20 protein-coding genes and 1 tRNA gene are annotated in these 22,550 nt (G+C 66.8%); 11 read left to right on the forward strand and 10 right to left on the reverse strand.

All coding sequences use genetic code 11. The features are described 5' to 3' along the window. The first annotated feature begins 91 nt into the window (after nt 1–91). The gene (locus tag A8G18_RS08520; RefSeq protein ID WP_064063525.1) at nt 92–1,027 is read left to right on the forward strand and encodes a DUF1214 domain-containing protein; all 936 of its coding nucleotides are present in this window, start codon (nt 92–94) and stop codon (nt 1,025–1,027) included. Between the two features lie 18 nt (nt 1,028–1,045). Here A8G18_RS08520 and A8G18_RS08525 read toward each other — a convergent pair whose 3' ends face one another. Further along, the gene (locus A8G18_RS08525; RefSeq protein WP_064063526.1) at nt 1,046–1,468 is read right to left on the reverse strand and encodes a hypothetical protein; all 423 of its coding nucleotides are present in this window, start codon (nt 1,466–1,468) and stop codon (nt 1,046–1,048) included. Between the two features lie 100 nt (nt 1,469–1,568). Here A8G18_RS08525 and A8G18_RS08530 point away from each other — a divergent pair, with 100 nt between their 5' ends. Beyond that, nucleotides 1,569–1,811, forward strand: coding sequence for a DUF2630 family protein (locus A8G18_RS08530; RefSeq protein ID WP_064063527.1), 243 nt, complete (start codon nt 1,569–1,571; stop codon nt 1,809–1,811). On the opposite strand, the gene A8G18_RS08535 is transcribed toward A8G18_RS08530, so the two are convergent. Further along, complete coding sequence (locus A8G18_RS08535; protein ID WP_245207804.1) at nt 1,799–2,602, reverse strand: alpha/beta fold hydrolase; 804 nt, start codon at nt 2,600–2,602, stop codon at nt 1,799–1,801. The two genes, A8G18_RS08530 and A8G18_RS08535, sit on opposite strands and share 13 nt — an antisense overlap. Nucleotides 2,603–2,816: 214 nt before the next feature. Here A8G18_RS08535 and ahpC point away from each other — a divergent pair, with 214 nt between their 5' ends. The 3 genes from ahpC (at nt 2,817) to A8G18_RS08550 (ending at nt 5,821) form a co-directional block, all read left to right on the forward strand. Further along, complete coding sequence (ahpC, locus tag A8G18_RS08540) at nt 2,817–3,380, forward strand: alkyl hydroperoxide reductase subunit C (protein WP_016933943.1); 564 nt, start codon at nt 2,817–2,819, stop codon at nt 3,378–3,380. A 145-nt stretch (nt 3,381–3,525) separates the two neighbouring features. After that, nucleotides 3,526–5,121 carry an alkyl hydroperoxide reductase subunit F gene (gene ahpF / locus A8G18_RS08545; protein ID WP_064063529.1) on the forward strand — a complete coding sequence of 532 codons (1,596 nt, stop codon included), beginning with the start codon at nt 3,526–3,528 and terminating at the stop codon, nt 5,119–5,121. Between the two features lie 130 nt (nt 5,122–5,251). Further along, nucleotides 5,252–5,821 carry a gluconokinase gene (locus A8G18_RS08550; protein WP_245207805.1) on the forward strand — a complete coding sequence of 190 codons (570 nt, stop codon included), beginning with the start codon at nt 5,252–5,254 and terminating at the stop codon, nt 5,819–5,821. A gap of 126 nt (nt 5,822–5,947) precedes the next feature. Here the strand turns inward: A8G18_RS08550 and A8G18_RS08555 are convergent, their stop codons facing one another. The 4 genes from A8G18_RS08555 to A8G18_RS08570 all read right to left on the reverse strand — a co-directional run bounded on the left by A8G18_RS08555 (nt 5,948) and on the right by A8G18_RS08570 (nt 11,938). Beyond that, entirely contained in the window at nt 5,948–8,260 is a 2,313-nt protein-coding gene (locus tag A8G18_RS08555) for an arylsulfatase (RefSeq protein WP_064063531.1), read from the reverse strand. A gap of 65 nt (nt 8,261–8,325) precedes the next feature. Next, nucleotides 8,326–9,936 (reverse strand): ABC transporter substrate-binding protein, encoded by a 1,611-nt coding sequence (locus A8G18_RS08560; protein ID WP_064063532.1) that lies wholly within the window; start codon nt 9,934–9,936, stop codon nt 8,326–8,328. Beyond that, nucleotides 9,936–10,925, reverse strand: a complete 990-nt coding sequence (locus A8G18_RS08565; RefSeq protein ID WP_064063533.1) for an ABC transporter ATP-binding protein — start codon at nt 10,923–10,925, stop codon at nt 9,936–9,938. The genes A8G18_RS08560 and A8G18_RS08565 overlap by 1 nt, the downstream gene beginning before the upstream one ends. Then, entirely contained in the window at nt 10,925–11,938 is a 1,014-nt protein-coding gene (locus tag A8G18_RS08570) for an ABC transporter ATP-binding protein (RefSeq protein WP_245207806.1), read from the reverse strand. Before A8G18_RS08570 ends, A8G18_RS08565 begins: the two co-directional genes overlap by 1 nt. Nucleotides 11,939–12,147: 209 nt before the next feature. Between A8G18_RS08570 and A8G18_RS08575 the strand changes: the two genes are divergently transcribed. The 3 genes from A8G18_RS08575 (at nt 12,148) to A8G18_RS08585 (ending at nt 14,947) form a co-directional block, all read left to right on the forward strand. Then, a complete protein-coding gene (locus A8G18_RS08575) occupies nt 12,148–13,272 on the forward strand; it encodes an ABC transporter permease (RefSeq protein ID WP_245207807.1) in 1,125 nt (374 codons plus the stop codon). Beyond that, on the forward strand, nt 13,265–14,182 hold the full coding sequence (locus A8G18_RS08580; RefSeq protein WP_064063536.1) for an ABC transporter permease: 918 nt from the start codon (nt 13,265–13,267) through the stop codon (nt 14,180–14,182). The genes A8G18_RS08575 and A8G18_RS08580 overlap by 8 nt, the downstream gene beginning before the upstream one ends. Before the next feature lie 63 nt (nt 14,183–14,245). Further along, on the forward strand, nt 14,246–14,947 hold the full coding sequence (locus tag A8G18_RS08585) for a TetR/AcrR family transcriptional regulator (RefSeq protein WP_064063537.1): 702 nt from the start codon (nt 14,246–14,248) through the stop codon (nt 14,945–14,947). A gap of 247 nt (nt 14,948–15,194) precedes the next feature. On the opposite strand, the gene A8G18_RS08590 is transcribed toward A8G18_RS08585, so the two are convergent. Continuing rightward, nucleotides 15,195–15,265, reverse strand: a tRNA-Gly gene (locus A8G18_RS08590). 263 nt (nt 15,266–15,528) lie between these two features. Between A8G18_RS08590 and A8G18_RS08595 the strand changes: the two genes are divergently transcribed. The 3 genes from A8G18_RS08595 to A8G18_RS08605 all read left to right on the forward strand — a co-directional run bounded on the left by A8G18_RS08595 (nt 15,529) and on the right by A8G18_RS08605 (nt 17,968). After that, nucleotides 15,529–16,164, forward strand: coding sequence for a TetR/AcrR family transcriptional regulator (locus tag A8G18_RS08595; protein WP_064063578.1), 636 nt, complete (start codon nt 15,529–15,531; stop codon nt 16,162–16,164). Nucleotides 16,165–16,208: 44 nt separating this feature from the next. Continuing rightward, nucleotides 16,209–16,799, forward strand: coding sequence for a dCTP deaminase (gene dcd / locus A8G18_RS08600; RefSeq protein WP_064063538.1), 591 nt, complete (start codon nt 16,209–16,211; stop codon nt 16,797–16,799). A gap of 104 nt (nt 16,800–16,903) precedes the next feature. Beyond that, the gene (locus tag A8G18_RS08605; protein ID WP_064063539.1) at nt 16,904–17,968 is read left to right on the forward strand and encodes a glycoside hydrolase family 5 protein; all 1,065 of its coding nucleotides are present in this window, start codon (nt 16,904–16,906) and stop codon (nt 17,966–17,968) included. On the opposite strand, the gene A8G18_RS08610 is transcribed toward A8G18_RS08605, so the two are convergent. The 3 genes from A8G18_RS08610 to A8G18_RS23010 are packed head-to-tail and all read right to left on the reverse strand — an operon-like array spanning nt 17,960 to nt 22,547. Then, on the reverse strand, nt 17,960–19,606 hold the full coding sequence (locus A8G18_RS08610) for a glycosyltransferase family 39 protein (RefSeq protein ID WP_172506063.1): 1,647 nt from the start codon (nt 19,604–19,606) through the stop codon (nt 17,960–17,962). The genes A8G18_RS08605 and A8G18_RS08610 overlap by 9 nt on opposite strands. Beyond that, on the reverse strand, nt 19,603–21,078 hold the full coding sequence (locus A8G18_RS08615) for a glycosyltransferase (RefSeq protein ID WP_064063540.1): 1,476 nt from the start codon (nt 21,076–21,078) through the stop codon (nt 19,603–19,605). Before A8G18_RS08615 ends, A8G18_RS08610 begins: the two co-directional genes overlap by 4 nt. Continuing rightward, nucleotides 21,063–22,547, reverse strand: coding sequence for an archaeosortase/exosortase family protein (locus tag A8G18_RS23010; RefSeq protein WP_064063580.1), 1,485 nt, complete (start codon nt 22,545–22,547; stop codon nt 21,063–21,065). Before A8G18_RS23010 ends, A8G18_RS08615 begins: the two co-directional genes overlap by 16 nt. Nucleotides 22,548–22,550 lie beyond the last annotated feature (3 nt).

Here is a 22,550-nt window from a genome sequence, read left to right on the forward strand (position 1 = left end):
TGTGCGTGTTCGTCCGAACGACGCGCACGCAACCTCCCTCTCGCCTATCGTCGTCGCGCAGGAAGTGGCGCTTTCGACACAGGGAGTCCGCATGACCGTGCACGTGAACGTCGACAACTTCGTCCGGGCCGAGACCGATCGGATGTTCACCGATCTGCAACGCGATGCCGGGGGCGTGAATCTGCTGCTGCACAACCGCGAACCGGCGGCGATCGACCGGCAGACCGTGATCCGCCTCAACCGCGACACCCTGTACAGTTTCGCAGTCGTCGACGTCTCGGAGGGCGCGACGCTCACCCTGCCCGAACACGGCGACCGCTACGTCTCTGCGATGGTCCTCGATCGGGATCATTTCGTCCGCGCCATCCACCACGAGGCCGGCAGTCACCGTCTCGACGCCGAGTCGCCCCATGTGGTCGTCGCGGTTCGCACCCTGGCGGATCCGGCCGACCCCGACGACCTGAAAGCGGCGGCCGCGATCCAGAACGGAATACGCATCGACGCGGCGTCGGCGCGGCCGTTCACCGCACCCGAGTACGACACGGCGAGTCTCGATGCGACCCGCACGGCGCTGCTCCGACTCGCTTCCGGGCTCACCGGTTTCGATTCGACGTTCGGTCGTCCCGACGAGGTCGATCCGGTGAGGCACCTCATCGGCACCGCGGCCGGGTGGGGCGGCCTGCCGAGCAGCGAAGCCTCCTACATCGGCGTCGCACCCCAGCTCCCGCCGGGGAACTACGAGCTGACGCTCGACGACGTTCCCGTCGACGGGTTCTGGTCGGTGTCCGTCTACGACGCGGAAGGTTTCTTCGCACCCAACCCACGCGAGGCGTACAGCGTCAACAACATCACGGGAAAGCCGAACGAGGACGGTTCGGTCACCGTGCGCTTCGGCGATTTCCCCGAAGGCACGCCGAACGCGATTCCGACTCCGGAGGGCTGGAACTTCCTCGTCCGTCTCTACCGGCCCAGGGCGGCGATCATCGACGGCAGCTGGACGCTGCCGGAACTCACGCCCGCACGGTGACCGCCCCGGACACGCTTGCTATTCGACGATCGGGAAGATCGACTCCCCGTCCTCGGGGGCGCCGCTGATCTGACCGCGGTCGACACGCGAATCCTGCACGATCACCCCGTCGACCTCGTCGGCGAGTTTCGAGTCCTCGGGCGCGCCGGTGGTGGCGTCGTCGATCACCTCGTCGACGTCCTCGGTGAGCTCGTCCTCCGGTGTCGCCGCGACGGGCGTGTCCAGCGGTTCGGCGGGTTCGACGTCGGGTTCCTCCTCGGCGAGGCGCTGGTCCAGCGACTCGCCTTCCTGCTCTTCACGCGGGGTCGTTCCGAACTTGTCGGCGCCGCTCCAGCCCTCGGGCGGGTCGACGACCTCGTCACCGTCGTTGTTCCGCACTTCGTCGGCGTCGAGGCCTTCGCTGGGGCTGAGGGTGTCGCCGGGACCGTCTTCGATGCTCATGTCGAGGAGATACCCGGCCGGTCGGGTGCGAAACCGGCGGCGGTTTCACTCCTGCCGGATGAGGCTATGCCGACGGAACACCACATCGAGGGAGTTTCCCATGGACGAGAACGACCTCTTCCAGCACATCGAGAAGCTGGTGGACGAGGAGAAGACGCTGCGCTCACGAACCGGCGCGGACGGTCCGAGCGACGAGGACCTGCAGCGGCTGGCCGCTGTCGAGAAGAGGCTCGACCAGTGCTGGGACCTGCTGCGGCAGCGTCGCGCGAAGGCCGAGTTCGGCGACGATCCGGACGGCGCGCAGGCACGGCCGGTCGACGAGGTCGAGTCCTATCGGCAGTAGGCGTCGGTGGCGCGCGCGGCGGTCCGGCGCACGAGGTCGACGATGGTCTCGGGACAGTCGGACTGCGGTGCGTGGCCGGCCCAGGGGAGCGGTACGAACCGTGCCCCGGGGATCAGCGGTGCGTACCGCACGGTCTGCGCCGCCGCGACCGTGTCGAGGACGCCCTGCGCGAGGGTGACAGGGCACGAGATGCGGCCGAGGCCTGTGGGCACGTCGGTCAGGACGCCATCCCACAGCATCGACCAGAAGCCGTCGGACTCGGCGAAGCCGCCCTTGACCGACAGCGATTCGGTGTGCGACGTCTTCCACGGCATCGCGCGGAGTCCTGCTGTGAGCGCCGTACGGCCCACGACAGTGCGCGCCATCGGTTCGATGAACGGGCTGCGGGCCTTGTTGAGCAGGCGGGCGGTCGTCATGAGCGCGCCCTGGAAGATCCGCTCCGGGGGCAGTCCGAGACCGGAAGGGGACAGGGCCACCACCGAATGAGCACGGTTGCGCACGGCAAGTTCGATCGCGAGCCGGCCGCCGAGCGAGTTGCCCAGCACGTGCACCCGGTCGAGTCCGTGCGCGTCGAGAGTCTCGACGAGGGTGTCGGTGAGGGCCGCGATCGTGGGACGGCCCTTCTGCTTCGGCGACGAACCGTGGCCGGGCAGGTCGACATTCAGCACGTCGAAGTGCTCGGCGAGTCGCGGGACGAGTGTGGAGAAGTCGTCCATCGTGGCGCCGATGCCGTGCAGGAGGAGGAGAGGTTCACCGGATCCGGTGCGGCGGTATGTCGGTCGTGAGTGCATCGGTTCCATTGTCCTCTCGACGGCGGGCCGGAGTGCCCTGTCGTACAGGTTGTGTGTTCTGTCACATTTACGAAGGGCGACATGCGATGAGCTGGTCGAACAGTGTTTTATAGCCCTTGCTTATCGAATTTCTAGAAACTATCGATTGGCACAATCAATAGTTCGCGGATAACGTCGGAGTCGTCAACCCCATCGAGATGAGTGAGGTTCTTACATGTCGCTGATCAACAAGAAGATCAAGCCCTTCAAGGCCGAGGCTTTCAAGGACGGCGCCTTCGTGACCGTGTCCGACGAGGACATCAAGGACAAGTGGGCGATCTTCTTCTTCTACCCCGCAGACTTCACCTTCGTCTGCCCGACCGAGCTCGGCGACCTCGCAGACCACTACGAGGAGCTGCAGAAGCTCGGCGTCGAGGTCTTCTCCGTCTCGACCGACACGCACTTCACGCACAAGGCGTGGCACGGCTCGTCCGAGACCATCGGCAAGATCAAGTACGCCATGATCGGTGACCCGACCCTGCAGATCAGCACCGACTTCGAGGTGCTCCGCGAGGAGCAGGGCCTGGCCGACCGCGGCACCTTCCTGGTCGACCCGGACGGCGTCATCCAGTTCACCGAGGTCACCGCCGAGGGCATCGGCCGCAACGCCGCCGAACTCGTCCGCAAGGTCAAGGCCGCTCAGTACGTCCGCAGCCACCCGGGCGAGGTCTGCCCGGCCAAGTGGGAAGAGGGCGACGACACCCTCGCTCCGTCGCTGGAGCTCGTCGGCAAGATCTGATTCGTCGACGGAAACCGTTCCGGTGGCACGGGATCGAATGTCCCGTGCCACCGGGCACCGTCCGGGTCCGCTCGGCTCGAGCTGAGAAGTTCGCCGACTCCCATCTCTTCCGGTCACAGTTCTTCCACCTCTGGAGTAGATCCTCATGCTCGATGCCTCCCTTGCCGCCCAGTTGAAGTCCCTCCTCGAGAAGGTCACCCAGCCGATCGAGCTCGTGTCGTCCCTCGACGACCGACCGAAGTCCACGGAACTCGCCGGCCTCCTCGACCAGATCGCCGGCATGTCCGACCTGGTCACCCATGTACGCGACGGTGAAGCCACCCGTCGCCCCTCCTTCCTGATCCGCCGGGTCGGTACCGACATCGAGGTCGAGTTCGCGGGCATCCCGCTCGGCCACGAGTTCACCTCCCTCGTACTCGCCCTGCTGCAGGTCGGCGGCCACCCGTCGAAGGAGGCCGCGGAGCTGCTCGAGCAGGTGCGCGATCTCGAGGGCGACTTCCACTTCGAGACCTTCTTCTCGCTGTCGTGCCAGAACTGCCCTGACGTGGTGCAGGCCCTGAACGTGATGTGCGTGACCAATCCGCGCATCAAGCACACCGCCATCGAAGGCTCCCTCTTCCAGGACGAGGTCGACGCCCGCCAGGTCATGGCCGTGCCGACCGTCTTCCTCAACGGGGAGCTGTTCGGCTCCGGCCGCATGAACCTCGAGCAGATCGTCGGCAAGCTCGACACCGGCTCCGCCGAGCGCGCCGCCGCCGCGATCAGCGAGAAGGACCCCTTCGACGTCCTCGTGGTCGGCGGTGGACCGGCCGGCGCGACCGCCGCGATCTACGCCTCCCGCAAGGGGATCCGCACCGGCGTTCTCGCCGAGCGCTTCGGCGGCCAGGTGCTCGACACCATGGCCATCGAGAACTTCCCCTCCGTCCCCTACACCGAGGGCCCGAAGTTCGCCGCCGAACTCGAGAACCACGTGCGGCAGTACGACGTCGACATCATGAACGTCCAGAAGGCATCGAAGCTCACCCCCGCCCCCACCGAGGGCGGCCTGGTCGAGGTCGAGCTCGAGAGCGGCGCCCGGTTGCTCTCGCGCAGCGTCATCCTCTCCACCGGTGCTCGCTGGCGCGCGATGAACGTGCCCGGCGAGGACGAGTACCGCAACAAGGGTGTCACCTACTGCCCGCACTGCGACGGCCCGCTGTTCAAGGGCAAGCGCGTCGCGGTCATCGGCGGCGGCAACTCCGGTGTGGAGGCCGCCATCGACCTCGCCGGTGTCGTCGCCCACGTGACCCTCATCGAGTTCGACTCGGTGCTGCGCGCCGACGAGGTGCTGCAGCGCAAGCTCCGCAGCCTGCCCAACGTCGACATCATCGTCAGCGCCCTGACCACCGAGGTTCTCGGCGACGGTTCGAAGGTCACCGGCCTGACCTACACCGACCGCACCACCGACGAGTCGCGCACCCTCGACCTGGACGGCGTGTTCGTCCAGATCGGTCTGCTGCCGAACACCGAATGGCTGTCCGGCACCGTCGAACTCAGCCCGCGCGGCGAGATCGTCGTCGACGACCACGGCCGCACCTCGGTGCCGGGTGTGTTCGCCGCCGGCGACTGCACGACCGTCCCGTACAAGCAGATCATCGTCTCCGCAGGTGCGGGTGCGACGGCCGCGCTCGGCGCGTTCGACCACCTGATCCGCACGAGCGCCCCGGCCGAGGGCGAGGAAACGGTCGCCGCGACCGTCTAGACGTCACCGCAGCCCCGTGGCCGTCACTCCCTTCGGGGGTGGCGGCCATGCTGCTTCGGGTGAACTTCTGAGGTTGGGGTCGAGAATGTCGACGGGAGCGACCACAACCTCCCCGTCGTTACGATGTGGCATGGCCGTTGTGGTGATGGGCGTGAGTGGATGCGGGAAAACGACATTCGCGCGGAAGCTTGCAGACGGGATCGGCGGCGTGTTCATCGATGCGGACGATTACCACAGCGCGTCGTCGATCGAGAAGATGCGCGCCGGCCGGGCGCTCGACGACGAGGATCGTGAGCCGTGGCTGCGCGCCGTCGCGGCGGCCGCCGCCGCAAGTACCGGGACTCCGGTGGTCGCGTGCTCGGCACTGAAGCGGTCGTATCGAGACATTCTGTGTTCCGGCACTCCGAGCGTCTTCCTGCATCTGGACGTGCCCGTGGACGTCGTGAGGTCGAGGATTCGCGAACGCGGCGGCCACTTCTTCTCCGAGAGGCTGGTGGCTTCGCAGTTCGAGACGCTCGAGCCGCTCGGGGCCGACGAGGACGGCGTCGCCCTGGACGGCACCCTGCCGCTACCCGAGCTCGTCGATACCGCCTGCTCGTATCTCGTGGACCGGTCGGAACTCTGGGGAGCGAAACCTCGGGACATCGAATCGCTCGAGTCGCGTGTGCACGATGGTCGCCACCACAGTGGTCGCCGCTGAGGGGAGTAGGTGGCAGGTGGGGTGAACGTCTCGATGCCTCGCTCATCCTGCCCCACCTGCCACCACACTTCCCGACCTGGGAGCGTCCTACCGGGTGTGTTGTTCAGCCGTTCACCGGTGCCTCGGTCACTGGGTGGCCATGCCCAGAGTGCGGAAGTGGTCGATCATCATGGGGAAGGCGTCGGGGGCCAGGTCGCCCGGGGTATAGGTGACGCCTGCAATTCGTCCGCTGTAGCGGAAGGTGCCGTACTTGCGGGCCAGTTCCCAGGACACCGGGGAGCGACGGGCGATGCCGACGTTGATCCCGTTGTAGGGCACCAGCCAGGACAGCTGGATGAAGTCGTCGGATGTCGTCACGACCTGGTCGTCGATGCGGATCTCCACCGACCAGCGGGCTTTGCCGGGTGCGGTGACGGCGACGGTGATGCGGCTGCACCGCTCCGGCAGTCGTGCCGGTGGTGCCTCGATCATCCGGCTGAATGCGTTCTCCACGAAGTGCAGGTATCCATCCTCGAGGTACAGGACGTAGCCACCCTCCTGGCCGCCGTGCGAGACGAGGACACCGCTGTCGGTCGGGTTGAAGGCCTCGAGATCCACCACGATCTCGAACGAGCGGCCGTCGATCAGGTGGCCGGACCGGAAGCGCTCGAGGGTGGGGGTGCACGGCAACAGCGTCACCGGCCGGGTGAACCGCTGCTCGTGAGGCGGGCGTTGGAACCAGTGCAGTGGGGTGCCGTCCGCCATCGGTAGAACCTGATTCTCGCCCGCGGCCTGCTCCCAGGCCCGCACCAGCTCAGCCACCCGATCCGGATGCTCGGCGGCCAGGTCGCGACACTGGGTCGGATCGTCGGACAGTTCGAACAATTCCCACCGGTCGTCGCGGAACGGGGTCAGCGGGGTGCGGATCGAGACCGCCTCCCAGCCCTCCCGCAGGTAGGCCCGCTCGCCGAAGGACTCGTAGTACTGCTCGCGGTGATCGGAGGGGTGGTCGGCCGAACGCAGGGCCGGGACCAGGCTCACCCCGTCGAGGTCGCGACCGCGACGGCCGTGCCGTTCGACGGTGACCGGAAGTCCGATCAGGTCCATCAGGGTGGGAACCACGTCGGTCACGTGCGCGTACTGGTGCCGGATCTCGCCGCCCACCCCGTCCAGGCCGCGCGGCCAGGAGATCAGGAACGGTACCTGGTGGCCGCCGCGGAAAGTGCTGAACTTGTGCCGCCGGAACGGGGTGTTCGAGGTCGTCGCCCAGGCTGTCGGGACGGCGGGCCAGGAGGTGGGTCCGCCGATCTCGTCGATCCGCGCCAGCTCGATCGGGATACGTTCGGCCACAGTGCGCTTGGTGGATCGGTCGAGGTTGCCGAGGTGGTTGAACACACCGATGTCGGTGCCGCCGTCGCCGGCTGCGCCGTTGTCGCTGAGGAACACGAAGACCGTGTTGTCCAGTTGGCCGAGCCGACTCAGGACTTCTCGGATCCGGCCGACGCTCTCGTCGATGGAGGTGACCATGGCGGCGTAGACCTCCATGTACCGAGCGGCCAGACGCTGCCCGTCCGGACCGAGATCTGCCCAGGCGGGCACGTCGGGTCCGGTGGGATCGTCGAGTGGGGCCAGGTCGGCGAACCGAGGGATCAGGCCCAGTTCCTGCTGACGGGCGAACCGGCGGTCCCGGATCGCCTCCCAGCCTTCCTCGTACGTTCCGCGGAAGGACTCGATGTACGACTCCTTGGCGTGCAGCGGGGTGTGCACCGCGCCGTGCGCGTAGTACAGCAGGAACGGCTTGTCCGGGTCGGATGCGAGACTGTCGCAGATCATTTCGGTCGCACGCCGGGTCAGGTCGTCGGTGAGGTAGTAGCCCTCGGGGTATTCGTCGACATGCAGTGGGTTGTTGCCCTCGTACAGCTGGTGCGGATGGTGGAAGTTGGTCTGCGCTTCCAGGAACCCGTAGAACTGGTCGAATCCACGTTGAAGCGGCCAGGAATGCCGGTCCCCGGCCGCGTTGAGATCGCTTTCCTTGCACAAGTGCCACTTACCGATCATCAACGTGCTGTATCCGTTGCCCCGCAACATCTCCGCGAGGGTCGGCTGGTCGGCCGGCAGCTCCCCCGCATAGCCGGGGAACCCGGGGTCGGTGTTGCAGACGGCGCCGACGCCGACGGCATGCGCGTTGCACCCGGTCAGCAGCGCGGCGCGGGTGGGCGAACACATCGAAGTGACGTGGAAGTCCGACATCCGGACGCCCTCGTCTGCGACGGCATCGAGGTGCGGGGTGGGGATCTCCGAGCCGAAGGGAGCGATGTCGGAATATCCCATGTCGTCGACGATCATCACGACGACGTTCGGTGCATCGGCCGGCGCCTGCGTGCGCGGCGGCCACCACGGCTGGGAGGTCGACAGGCTCGACGTGATCCGGCCCGGAAACTCGGTGTTCTCTGCGGTCATCGGGTGCTTTCTCTACGAGTGCGGACTATGGAACACGCCCGAGCTGGGAAAAATGAAGGCGTGTACTACTTCTCGAGGTACGCGCCGTCGAAGAACATGACCGTGTTCAGGGTCGGGACGACCCCCTTGACGGTCGGGTCGACGGCGACGAACTCCTCGACCGCGCCGTAGCTGACGATCGGTTGGTGCTCGTTCATGATCGTTTGGATCTCACCCATGATCTGCTTCTGCTCGTCGACGCTGGAGGCAGCCTTGAGTTCGGCCACGGCCGCGTCGAACTCGGGGAGGCCGAAGCCGGTCATGTTGGTCGAACCGCCGGTACCCAGGAAGCTCGCCAGGGCCGCGTACGGCTGCGAATCCCGCAGTGCCATGCCGGCGGTGCCCACCTCGAAGTCGCCCTGGAAGCTCTGCGCGGTGACCTGGGCGACGGGCACGTTGCTGATCGTGACATCGAAGCCGACCGCGTCGAGCAGGGCCTTGAGGACGATGCCCTGCTCCGTGCCCTCGGGGGTCGAGGCCATGAGCATCTCGAGGCCGCCGTCCCAACCCGTCTCGGCCTTGACCTCCGCCACCAGCTTCTCGGCCTGCTCCGGGTCGTACGCGGGGCCTGCGGTGCCGTCGAACAGGGTGGACCGCTCGCTGAGCAGGGAAGACCCGGGATCGCCGGTGCCGCCGTTGATGCGCTTGTCGATCAATGCGGGATCGATCGCCGCGGCGATAGCCTTGCGTACCCGCACGTTGGTGGTGATGCCGGTGTACCCGCCGTTGCCGTTGTTGAGGTTGAGGATCTTACCGGAGTTGGCAAGCTCCGAAAATCCCTCGGTGCCGTCCTGTTTGGCCTTCGCGATGATCGGTGCCTCGCGCAGGAACGCGACCTGCAGCTCACCGGTGGTCAGCGCATCGTAGGTGGCCTGGGCGCCGGGCACCATCACGAACCGCAGGGAGGTGCAGACCGGGCCGCCGTAGTAGTCGGGGTTCGGCTCGAGCAGCAGCTCTTCACCGGGGGCGTTGCGCTTGACGGTATAGGCGCCGGCGCCCGCGCCGACCGGGTTCAGCGCGTACTGGTCCGCCGGCATCGACCGGTAGACGGCGGGATTGACCACCTCACCGGCAGGGCCGGCGAGGACGTAGGGGAAGGTGGTCCAGGGACCGTCGAGGGTGAACCGCACGGTGGTCGGGTCGACGACCTCGATGCCGGTGATCGATGAGACGTCCTGGAGTGCGCTCGAGCGCAGGGCCGGGTCGCGGTGCAGCTCGACGCTGAACTTCACGGCGTCGGCGGTGACCGGGTCGCCGTTGCTGAACCGCACGTTCGGCCGCAGCGTGAGAGTCCACACCGTGTTGGTCTCGTCGGCCGTCATCGACTCCGCCATCTTCGGGGTGTAGTCGTTGGTGACCGGATCCCAGCGCATCAGCCGGTCGAACACGGCGGCGGACTGGGCGCCGCCGCGGGCTCCGAAGCCGCCCTGTCCGGGCGCGAACGTGGGGAGCATGAAGTACTCGCCCATCGAGATGGTGCCGCCGACCCGTTCAGCGGTGCACCGCTCACCGTTGTCGACGGGGGTGGCGTCGCGCTCGGTGCCGGAGGCGGAGGTCGAGCCGCCGCCCGATCCGCAACCGGCGAGCAGTAGGGCCGCGGCGACGGCCGCAGTGGTGGTCTTGGTGATCGACTTCATCAGTTCTCCAACAGGGGGTGGTGGCAGGCGACATAGTGACCGGGCCGCACCTCGCGCAGTTCCGGTTCGACGACGGCGCACTGGTCGGTGGCCGAGGGGCAGCGGGTGCGAAAGCGGCAGCCCGACGGGGGATCGAGTGGGGAGGGCAGTTCCGCGTCGACCTTGCGGACGGGCGTCATCGGCTCGTCGTCGAGCGTGGGGATCGACGACAACAACAGCTGGGTGTAGGGGTGCGCGGGCCGGTCGTAGAGATCGAGCGTCGGCGCGACCTCACACAGTTTGCCCAGGTACATCACCGCGACCCGGTCGCTGATGTTGCGCACCACCGCGAGATCGTGGGAGATGAACAACATGGTCAGGCCGTAGCGGTCCTTCATGTCCTCGAGCAGGTTGAGGATCTGCGCCTGCACCGAGACATCGAGCGCGGAGACCGGTTCGTCGCACACGAGCAACTCCGGCTCGAGGATCAGGGCGCGCGCGATGGCGATGCGCTGGCACTGTCCTCCGGAGAACTCCGACGCGCGCCGGGTGCGGGCACCGGCAGGATCGAGACCGACCGCCTCGAGGATGTCGTCGACAACCTTGGTGACGTCGTCGGGCGACATCTCGCGGCGTTGGATCCGTAGGCCCTCGGCGACGATGTCGCCGATCTTGCGGCGGGGATTCAGCGAAGAGATCGGGTCCTGGAACACCATCTGCATGTATCGGCGCTGCTCCTTGAGCGCGGCCCCGGTGAGCGTGCACAGGTCGATGCCCCGCAGCCGGACCGAACCGGAGGTCGGCGCCGGCAGCTGCAGCACGCCGCGTCCGAGACTGGACTTGCCGCAGCCGGATTCGCCGACCAGGCCGAGCGTCTCCCCGTGTACGAGGTCGAGGCTGATGCCGGAGACAGCCTGTACGACACCCTTCGCGGTGGGGTACTCGACGACCATACGGTCGAGGGTGACCACGGCGTCCTCGCGTAGGTGCGCCGTTCCGGTGCCGGCCATCAGTGCGCTCCGATCAGTTCGGTGTCGGACGAGCCGAGAGGAAAGTGGCACGCGGCGCGATGTTCGATCCGGTCGTCGTGATGCAGCAGCGGTTCCTCGGTGCGGCAGCGGTCCCGGACGTACCCGCAGCGCGGCGCGAACCGGCAGCCCGGGTCGAGGCGACGCAGGTCCGGCGGTCGCCCGTCGATGGCCTGCAGGCGGGTGTGCGGCGGCAGGTCGATGCGGGGGATGGAGGCGAGCAGTGCCTCGGTGTACGGGTGCCGTGCCCCTCCGCGCAGACCGGCTGTGGCAGAGGTCTCGATCAACCGACCGGCGTACATCACTGCGATCCGGTCGGTGTACCGGGAGACGACGCCGAGATCGTGACTGACCAGGATCATCGCCATCTTCCGCTCCACCTGGATGGAGTGGAGCAGTTCGAGGATCTCGTACTGCACGGTCACGTCCAGAGCTGTTGTCGGCTCGTCGGCGATCAGCAGGGTGGGATCGCACGCCAGCGCGATCGCGATGCCGATTCGCTGGCGCATGCCGCCGGAGAGCTGATGGGGATACTCGTCGAGTCGGCCGGCCGCCGAGGGGATGCGGACCATGTCGAGCAGTTCGAGTGCCCTGGCCCGGGCCTGCTTCCGGCTGAGGCCCAGGTGGAATCGCAGTGGATCGGTGATCTGGCTGTTGATCGTGCGAACCGGATTCAGGGAGGTCAGTGGGTCCTGGAAGATCATCGCGATCTCCGTGCCCCAGAAGTGCCGGGCCTGCGTGCGGTCGAGGCGGGTCACGTCCCGGCCGTCGAAGACGACCAGGCTGTCCGGGTGCACCGTTGCGGCGGACGGTGCGATGCCCATGATCGAGCGGACCAGCATCGACTTGCCCGATCCGGACTCGCCGACGATGCCGAGGCTCTGGCCGCGTTCGAGGGTCAGGTCGACGTCCGCGACGGCGGCCAGAGTGCCTGCCGGCGTGTCGAGGGTGGTGCGCAGATTCGTGACGGATAGCAACGGTGCGGGGTCGGACATCGAGTTCTCCTCGTTGCTGAGGCGGAAGATCATTGCTCGGTGAGACGGACGTCCACGCCGCCGCCACATCAGTGTTAAGAAACACTCTTAACCAAAGAGCGTGTTGAGTGTCACCGACATATCGGGGGTTGTCAAGAAAACTCCCGCTCTGTTTAATGCACTGCATTGATGCGTCGTCGCGTCGACTTCTCCCGGAAGGGGCCCCTTACTTGCTTCGCTATATGCTGGGCAAACTCGCCCATGTCGCGATCGTGGTAGCGCTGGTCTCCACGCTGACCTTCCTCATCCTCGAACTCACCCCGGGTGACCCTGCCGCCGCGGTCGTGGGACCCAATGGCACCGCCGAGCAGTACGAGGCCGTGCGGGCCGAACTGGCCCTCGACGCACCCGTCACCGAGCGGTTTCTCGATTGGGCCGGGTCGGCACTGACCGGCGATCTGGGCACCTCGCTGCTGCCGCCACGCCAGGACGTCGTCGACATCGTCATGTCCAGACTGCCGGTGACCCTGGAACTGGCGTTGGTGGCGATCGTGCTGTCCCTGGCCATCGCCGTGCCGGTCGGGGTCTGGTCCGCCTACCGCGCGGGCCGGGCGTTCGACCGGGTCTCCTCGGCGGCGTCCTTCGCGCTGATCTCGACGCCGAGTTTCCTCGCGGGCCTGCTCCTGATCTATCTGTTCGTCTTCAACCACTCTCTGGCCCAGCAGATCATCGCCGGTACGGGAATCCTCATCGGTGCGGTCATGGCACTCGGGCCCTTCCGCCGGCGCGGTGCCGGCGGCGAACTCGGGGCCCTCTGGGGCCGGGCGCTGGTGACCGGTATGGGAGCTGCCCTCGTGCTGTGCGCAATCGGGTACTTCCTGCCGGAGTTCCCGCGGCAGGGATTCTCCCGGCTCACCGACCCGGCGGGCCTGGCGGAGAACCTGCGAACGATCTTCCTGCCCGCCCTGACCCTCGCATTGACCGAGATCGCGATTTTCACCCGGGTGCTGCGCACCGACATGATCTCGACACTGCAGCAGGACTTCGTGCTCTCGGCCAAGGCCAAGGGCATGCCCGCCGGGCACGTTCTGGTGCGGGAAGCGTTGCGGCCGTCGACGGTATCGCTCATCACCATCGCCGGCGTGAGCCTCGGCCGGCTCATCGGCGGCACCGTTGTCGTCGAGACCATCTTCAACCTCCCGGGCATGGGGACGATGATCGTAGAAGCCGTCCAGCTCGAGAACTTTCCCGTCGTCCAAGGCGGGGTGCTCGTCATCGCCCTCGTCTACGTGCTGATCAACGCGCTCGTGGACATCGGATACGCCGCCATCGACCCGAGGATCCGCCGTGCCTGACATCCTGACCTCCGAAACCGTCCCGGCCGCCGGACCTGCGGCCCCCACCGTCGACACCACGGTCCGCAAGACCCGCAGGTCCCCCCGGCTCGACCTGGGTACCGCACTGGCGCTGGCATGGCTGACGTTGGTGGCCGTCGCCGCGGTCATCGCAGACTGGCTACCACTGAGCGAGTCCCGCGACCCCGCGAAAGCTCTACTCACGCCGTCGATGCAGCCGCCGAACCTGCTGTCCGCCAATCCCCTCGGAACCGACCGCCAAGGCCTCGACCTCCTCGGTGGCCTGATGTACGGGGCGCGGGTCTCGCTGGTCGTCGGGATCGGTGGGGTGGTGTGCGGCGTGCTGGTCGGCGGGGCAATCGGGATCATCGCCGGTTACTTCCGCGGCCGCACGGACACCGTGGTCTCGGTGCTCAGCGACACGATGCTCGCGTTCCCGCCGCTGATTCTGCTGATGGCGCTGGTGACCATCCTCGAGCCGAACGTGCGCAACGTCGCGATCGCGCTCGGCATCATGGTCGTGCCCACCTATGTCCGACTGGTGCGAGCCAACACGATGAGCCAGCGTTCGCACGAGTTCGTAACGGCGGCAAGGTCTCTGGGGGCGAGCAATCGCCGGATCATGGTCAAGGAGATCGCGCCGAACCTGGTGCTGCCGGTGCTCTCGTACAGCTTCATGGTGGTCGCCGTGCTGATTGTGGCCGAGGCCTCCCTCAGCTACCTGGGCTTGAGCATTCCGCGCCCGGAACCGACGTGGGGAAATATGATTGCCGCCGGTCAGAGCGAGTTCCAGGAGTATCCGTACCTGGTTCTGGTTCCCGGTGCCGCGCTCTTCCTGACGGTGTTCTCACTCAACAGGATCGGGGAAACCGCGCGAAGAATGTGGGACCCGACCGCCGGCAAGCTCTAGGGCGGCGCGGAGCTGGTCGTACAATTCGCGATAGTCGAGACACCGATTCAGCAGGGCGGGAGAATGATGTCGAATCGCGGCAGCGCCAAGGATGCCATGATCGAAGTCGCCGAACGGATGTTCGCCGAACGCGGTCTCGACGGAGTATCCATGCGCGACATCGCGTCGGCGGCCGGGCAGAAGAACAACTCGGCCGTGCAGTACCACTTCGGCGGCCGGGACGGGCTGATCCTCGAGGTCTTCCGTCGGCGCATGGCGGTGGTCAACGCCGCCCGCGAGGAGTTCCTCGCCATGATCGACGACGAGGGCCGAGGTCAGGACGTGCGCGCGCTCGTCGAGGCCGTGCTGGTGCCGTTGGCGAACTACATCGCCGAACGGGGCGTCGGCTCCTACTACGCGCAGTTCCTGGTCCGGGTGACACCGTCTCTGGACTTCGACGCACCGGATCTGGCCGCGATTTCCGTCAGCAGCCGGGAAGTATCCCGGCGACTGATGGACGTCCTCGACCACCTGCCGCGTCGGGTGGCTGTGGCCCGGGTGGACCTGATGCTCAACATGGGCGTGTCGGCACTCGCGGTCTTCGAGCAACGCTGCGCGGACGACAACCCCGTCGCGCACGCAAGTTTCGCCGAGACCGTGCACCACGTAATCGACATGTCGGTGGCCGCGCTCGAAGCTCCCTGCTCACCCATGAATTCGGCCGACGACGCCGTGGACCGGGTCGCGGTCGGTCAGGGCTTGCGGGAGGCGGAAGGGTCGCCGTAGCAGGCGTCGGCGACACGCTGTGGATCCGGCCGGAGGTCCTCAATCGATTCCCACCACTCGATCCATCATTGCTTTGCTGCTCTTCCGGCTCCGTGTCGCTCACGATGCGTACGACAATCGGTCACGTCGACACCGAAGGCTGTAGCCACTCACCCATTCGGGCTGTGGCTACATGTTCGGCTGCAGCGGACTGCGGCCACGATGTTCGGCTGTAATGTTTGCGCTGGTCATGCGCGGTATTCATGAGAGCCGATGACGGGAATCGAACCCGCGTATTCAGCTTGGGAAGCTGATGTTCTACCATTGAACTACATCGGCACGCTGGGCGTTCGCCAATTTTCGTCGACTCCCGCCCAAAGCTTCGGAGCACACTGTAGCAGACCCGCAGGGCCTGTGGACGAGCGACCGTCCCGTCCGATTCCGCCGCCCGGTGCCGGCAAGAAGTGCTCGATAGTTTCCTGTGGCACTTGCAATGTCGTGCCAAAACATGGCGTCGCGTCCCCTTCACCTGCCGTCATGTGAACGTGCTCGTGTTCGGAGTGGGTTAGGGCGTGACGGTGGAACGCTGCGAAGATGGACTCATGACGACTGGACGGCTCTACGGTGGACGCGCAGGTGAGGAACGGCAGGCCGATCGACGAGCCCAGCTCGTCGAGGCCGGCCTCGACCTCCTCGGCGCCGCCGAGGGCGAGCCCACGTTGTCCGTCCGCGGCGTCTGCAAGCGCGCCGGCCTGGCGTCGCGTTACTTCTACGAGAGCTTCACCGACCGCGACGAGCTGACCGAAGCCGTCTACGACCACGTGGTCCAGCGCATCGCCGAGAGCACGATGGCCGCGGTGACGGCCGCACCGACCGGCGACGACCGCGTCATCGTCCGCGCAGGTGTCGAGAACATCGTCCACGAGATCGAGGAGGACCCCCGGCTCGGCCGCATCATGTTCTCCGTCAGCCAGGCCAATCCGCAGCTGTCCAGGCGGCGCCTGGATTCGACCCGGATGTTCGCCGGTCTCGTCACGGCGCAGGCCGAGAACATCTACGCGGTCGCCCCGAGCCCGCGCCTCGACCTTGCGGCACACTACGTCGTCGGAGGGCTTGCGCAGGCACTGACGGCGTGGCTCGACGGCACGGTCCCGATGGATCGCGACGACGTGATCGAGGAGTGCACCGAGCTGCTGCTGATCATCTCGGAGCAACTGCGTAAGGATCAGTCCACGTAGAGCACCTGTCCGGCCGGCCCCGAGCAGGTTGTTAACCTCTATCCGTGCTGCTCTCCGATCGTGACATCCGCGCCCAGATCGCTTCCGGCCATCTCGGCATCGACCCCTTCGATCCGGAACTCGTGCAGCCGTCGAGTGTCGACGTCAAGCTCGACAGCCTGTTCCGCGTTTTCAACAACACCCGCTACACCCACATCGACCCGGCGGAGCAGCAGGACGAACTGACGTCGCTGGTGCAGGTGCCCGAGGGTGAGCCGTTCGTGCTGCATCCCGGCGAGTTCGTGCTCGGGTCGACGATGGAGCGGTGCACCTTGCCGTCCGACCTCGCCGGTCGCCTCGAAGGCAAGTCGTCGCTGGGCCGGCTCGGCCTGCTCACACACTCGACGGCCGGTTTCATCGACCCGGGCTTCGACGGGCACATCACCCTCGAGCTGTCCAACGTCGCGAACCTGCCGATCACGCTGTGGCCGGGAATGAAGATCGGTCAGCTGTGCCTGTTCCGGCTGACGAGCCCCGCCGAGCACCCCTACGGCAGCGCGAAGGTCGGATCCAAGTACCAGGGCCAGCGCGGGCCCACCCCGTCGAAGGCGTACCTGAACTTCGTGCACAAGCACCCCGACGCGCGTCCCAGCTGACGTCCGCGTCGGATCCTGCGCTCGGAACGGCCGGATACACCACGGAGGCCGCGATGTTTCCGGCCGGCCCGTGTGCACACGACCGCGCGGGTTAGTCTCTGAACGTGCGCGTCGCTGTGGTTGCTACCACACTTCTGCTCCTGCTCGCGGCCTGCGCGCAGGATACTTCGTCGCGTCCCTCGCCTCCGGAGGATCTTCCGGTGGTCCGCACGGACGGCGACCGGCTCGTTCTCGACGACCGTCCGTGGTGGCCCGCCGGGCTCAACGCCTATCAGCTGGGTACGCGCTGGGAGATCAACAGGGGATGCGGTGCCGAGGTGGATCTCGACGAGTTCTTCGGTGCGCTGGCGCCCCGATCGGTGGTGCGTTTCGACGCCTTTCAGTCCCACGCCGTGCACCGGATCGGCGACATGCTCGACTTCTCCGCGCTCGACGCCGTCTTCGACGCCGCCGAACGGCACCGGGTGTACGTGATCCCGGTTCTCGCGCCGCAGGACAGTGATTGCGACGCGGGTGGATACAAGCAGGCCGATTGGTACGACACCGGTTGGCGCGACCCGCTGCCCGGTCATGTGCTCGCCTACGACGACTGGGTCGCGACGGCCGTCGAACGGTGGGGATCGTCGCCCTCGGTGGCGATGTGGGAGCTGATCGGCGAACCCGAGACCGCGACCTGCACCGACGACGAATGCACCCTCGAACGACGCGAGTGCTTTCCCGGTGGTGCGCGACTGCTCCGCAACTGGATCGACGAGGCGGCAGGAATCGTCCGCGCACACGACCCGGACCGGCTCGTCACGGTCGGCACCATCGGAGGCGACCAGTGCGGTTCGGCGGGCGACGATTTCGAGATCGTGACGGACGCGGAGCAGCTCGACGTCGTGCAGTACCACGACTACGACGACGCGCAGTTCCTCGAGCAGCGGCTCGCCCGGTTGTCGAAGCCGATGCTCGTCGCCGAACTCGGGGTCCGGGCCGGCTCGTGTCTCGACCTGCGCGAGCGTGCCGAGATCGTCGACCGCACGCTCACGCGGTACCGCGACCTCGGGGCCGACGGTGCGCTGTTGTGGTCGTTCGTCCCCGACCCGCGGGCGGACGAGTGCACCTACGACATCGGTCTCGACGACCCGGTCCGGTATGTCCTACGGCGTCACCACCGCTCAGGATGAAGCGCGGTCGCTCACGCGGAAGAGCCTCCAATCGGGTTGGTCGGCCCCGTCGTTGGGGATCTCGAGTTCGAGTACGGCGATGTCGCTGCCGGTCTCGTAGATCGTGGGATAGCGGCGGTTCACGGCATCGGATGTTCCGCGACCCTCGTTGGGGACGGTCAGGATGTATTCGACTCCGTAGGACGAAGGGCGGTTGAGCACGGCCGTGAAGTCGGAATCCGAAGGGATGACGAACGTCTCGGGGCGTTCGGTGGCCGAGAAGATCGCGAACCCGTAGACCGTGTCCATCAGCACCGAACCCGGTGGCAGGTCCATCTCGTCGAGGTATTCGGCGATGCGTCGTTCGGTGGAGAACGCCGCGATCACCCGTCGCTGCTGCTCACGCACGTCGGACGGATCGTCGTCGTCCGGGAACAGAACCGTGCGCAGCGCGTGTTGTTCCTGCGACAGGGCGGGCGAGCCCATCGCGACGAACGTGATGGGCAGACTGCACACCAGTAGTACCGCACCCAATGGGGCCGCCCCGCTGTCGTCCTCGGCTCTCGGAACGGTGTGCGGGCCGGGACGTCGGGCCGCGAACCGCCCGCGTCGCGGCGCCAGTTGCACGACCCACACGGCGAGCAGCGGGATCGCGCAGATGTAGAAGCGCAGGAACGGGAAGGTCATCCCGCGCGCGTAGGACAGTGCCGCGAAGCCCAGAACCGCGCCGAAGGCCACGAACGGTACGAGCGGTTCGAGATCGCGTCGCCGCCACGCGAGCACCGCCACGACCGGGATCAAGAGCGGAAGCGCCGGTCCGAGCACGACGGTCTCGGCGAGCGAGAAGGCGATCGCACCGAGTCCGCCCGACGACCCACCACCGCTCTGCTCGAGGATGGCGGCGTTGCCGTAGGTGGAGGTGAACTGCGCGAGCCCTTCTCCGGTGACGAGCCAGCTCGTGGTGACGAACACGACGAAGGCCAGGGCGAGGGGAGAGGCGACGAGAATGGCGTCCATGATCGCCGGCTGCCATCCGGCGCCGGGAGCGTATCGGCGTGAGCGGTACCGGACGAGCAGCGCGACGAAGACCGTCACCGCCCCACCGACGGCCAGCGCGTCGTACCGCGCGAGATACGCCAGTGCCAGGGCGATGCCCGCCAGGGCGAGGTCGTGGATGTCGTCGGTGCTGCACCACCGGATGAGCCGGCGAGCGGCCCAGCACAACGCGAACAGGAACGGTGCCTCGCTCATCCCGTTCGCGCCGTAGTAGACGATCATCGGATTCAGTGCGAAGGCCGCCGTCACCGTCCACACGAACCACGGGGAACATCCGCGATCGCACGCGATCTTGTGGATCTGCACCGCTGCACCGGCCATGAACGGTGCCGACATGATCACCGCCGTCACCGAATAGGCCGTCAGTCCGGGGAACCACGCCGACAGACCGGCGAGAGGCACCTGGACGAGTGCGGTGAGCGGCGTGAACACGAATCCGATGGCGGCGAGATGCGGGTCGCGGCTCAGCAGCACCGTCCGCGCAGCGCTCACACGGCTCAGCGAATCCCCTTGGTAGTACTGCACGTCGAGCGCGAGCCACAGACCTGCCGCCAGATAGATCAGGCACGAGGTCCAGAACACCCACCGGCTGCGGGCCTTCACGACGACAACCCGTGGAACGTCTTCTCCCAGTAGGAGGGATTGCGGATGAGCTGATAGGTGCCCTTGATCGCCGCGATGGACATGAGCACCCAGTACAGCGGGACGGTCAGGCACGGCCACCACAGGTTCGCGTGCCCGGTCTCGCGACACGCGACGAAGTTCATGTACATCACGGCGACATTGCCGAACACGAGCGAGATCAAGGCGGGGAAGTAGGCGTACCACGGGAAGATCTCCTCGATGAGATCCGCCTGTCCGAGCAGCCACGACAGCGTCGTCATCCAGAACACCATGTTCAGGCACGCGATGATCGGTGTACCCGCCAGCAGGGTGGTGAACCGCAGCATTCCCGCGGTGCCGATGACTCGCCACAGTCGGACGGGACGGCGCATGTGGACCAGCCAGGTCTGCAGATAGCCCTTGTACCACCGGGATCGCTGCCGCACCCAGTTGATCGGATCGCTGTTCGCCTCTTCCAGTGTGGTCGAGTCGAGAACCGCGGTGGAGTAACCCGATTCGGCGATCCGGACACCGAGATCGGCATCTTCGGTGACGTTGTACGGATCCCACGCGCCGATCTCGTCGAACACCGATCGGCGGATGTGGTTCGACGTCCCGCCGAGCGGGATCGGCGAGTGCGACTTCATCAGGCCGGGCAGGATGAAGTTGAACCACAGCGCGTAGTCGGCGGTGAACCAGCCGGTCAGCAGATTCTGGGTTCCGTTGTGGAAGGCCAGCTTCGCCTGCACGCACGCCACGTCGTCGCCGAGGCGGTCGAAGACGACGACCACCCGGCGCAGCTGCAGTGGTTCCGGGAGATCCTCGGCGTCGAAGATCGTCACGATCTCACCCGTCGTGAAGTGCAGTCCGTAATTGCACGCCTTCGGTTTCGTGCGCGGGTCGGCGGCCGGGACGAGCAGGATCTCGACGCTCTCGCCGAGTCCGGCCTCCTCCGCGGCGTCGATCGTGACGGTGTCGTCCTCCTCGAGCAGCAACAGCACCTGGAGCTTGTCGGCCGGATAGTCGAGCGCGGCCATGGCAGCGAGCAGGTCGCCGACCACCTCGGGTTCGTTGTAGGCGGGGACGAGCACCGTGTACGGCGGGAGCAGGTCGTCGGTCAGGGCGAGCGCTTCCTCGTCGTCGACGATGAACTGCGCGTCGCGGGCCATGCCCCGGGTGAAGAGCAGCAGCCGGTCGGCGAGGGTCGCGATGTACCCGAAGGTGCACAGCACGGTGAAGACGATCAGGGTAGGTTTCGTCGCTACGACCAGCGAGGCCACGAAGGCCGCGGCGAGTGCGAATCCGAGATACTTCTGCCACGGCACGAATGCGACCGACGCCGACGAGACGGGGCTGCGTTCACGGAGTCCGTGTACGGCCTCGTGCAGGGCCGCCTTCCGGTAGGCGTCGAATTCGATGGTGTTCTCGGCCGGAACATCGTGTCCGGAACCGACGTTCACGCGTCCTGCCATTGTGCCTCCACGAGTTCGCGACCCACCTCGATGAGCATGGAACGGTCCTTGTACTCGGGTTCGGTGTCCTCGACGGTGCCGTTGCCGCGCAGCAACACTCGCATCAGCGTGCGTGCGTTGGCGACAGTGTTCGGCTCGGGCTGCGGGAACGGCGCATCGAGTTCGTGGTTGTCCACCGTCAGCAGGCTCACCCGCTGGGCGACGGTGTCGCTGCGGGTCCAGACGAAGCTGAGCAGGCTCCACGTCAGGAGCAGTGTGTCGTCGACGACGGTGAAGTATTCGGCGGTCACACCGCGACCCAGATCGACGTATTCCTTCGGGCTCACCCGTGATCTGCCCAGTGCGTACATCGATTGGGTGGGATAGACCGCGAACTGGTTCGGGCTGCGCACCTGCAGGGTTTGCACTGCGACGGTGCGGGGGCGTAGCAGCCGATCCCACTCCGGGTTCGGTTCCTCCGCCCGGAGCATCTGCCGGCGCAGCACCGATCCCTGACGGAAGTAGGCGCGCGGCCAGTCGTAGTCGACGGACGACAACTGCACCCATCCGGACGGGACGACCTGGGCGGCGGCGCCCGAATAGGGTGGTCCGACCGAGACGGGTGTCAGGCGCTGGTCGGGAAGCGGCAGGAGTGCGGCGAGCAGGGCGGCCACCGCGATGCACATCGCTCCGCGTACTGCCTGGGCGATCGAGACCGGATTCGGAGGCAATGTGCGCGGTGCGAGTCCGCGAAAGGTCCACAGGTAGGCGCCGGAGCCGACGACCACCGTCGCGATCACCGCCGGGACGTACTGGTCCACGGCGATGGGTGCGTCCGGCCATCGCCGATCGATCACGGCGAGCACGATCAGTCCGATCACGAATGTTGCGGAGCCGTAGAAGAATCCACGAGCCCAGGTGCGCCGGGTCGCCAGTCCGATCGCCGAGGCGGCGAGGACGAGGGTGACCACACCGGCGACGAACTTCGTCCCGCCGAGTTCGACGAGCACGATCCGGTACACGACAGGGGAGCTCAGGAAGAGCATCATCCATGCCTCCCAGTAGGCCGCGGTCACCCGCAGGCCGAACATCGCGATGCACGCACCGCACACGAACACCCATGCGGCGAGCACGTCGAGGTGCATCACCTGGTAGGTGGTCGCATATCTCGGCATCAGCAGGCCCTTGATCGCGAGCGCGATCAGCAGCAGGAGCACCGACGTGATGATGTCGGTCTGCCGGTCGTGGATGGGCAGTTCGTTCCGGCGCCTGCGCGTGACACCGATCGCGACGACCGCGACGAGCGGTGGCACGATCAGGACGTAACCGCCCGTGGTGCCCGTGCGGATCTCCGCGATCAGCTGCAGCCAGGTGGAGTGGAAGCCGATCAGTGTCGCGGCGACTATCACGACCCACCGGATGGTGGTGCGCCGCAGCGCGCTCGTGAAGAACCGTTCGGTGAACGGCGGTTGCTCGACTGTCGTGGTCATCGC

It is taken from the genome of Rhodococcus gordoniae, assembly GCF_001646655.1.
GTDB lineage: Bacteria > Actinomycetota > Actinomycetes > Mycobacteriales > Mycobacteriaceae > Rhodococcus > Rhodococcus gordoniae.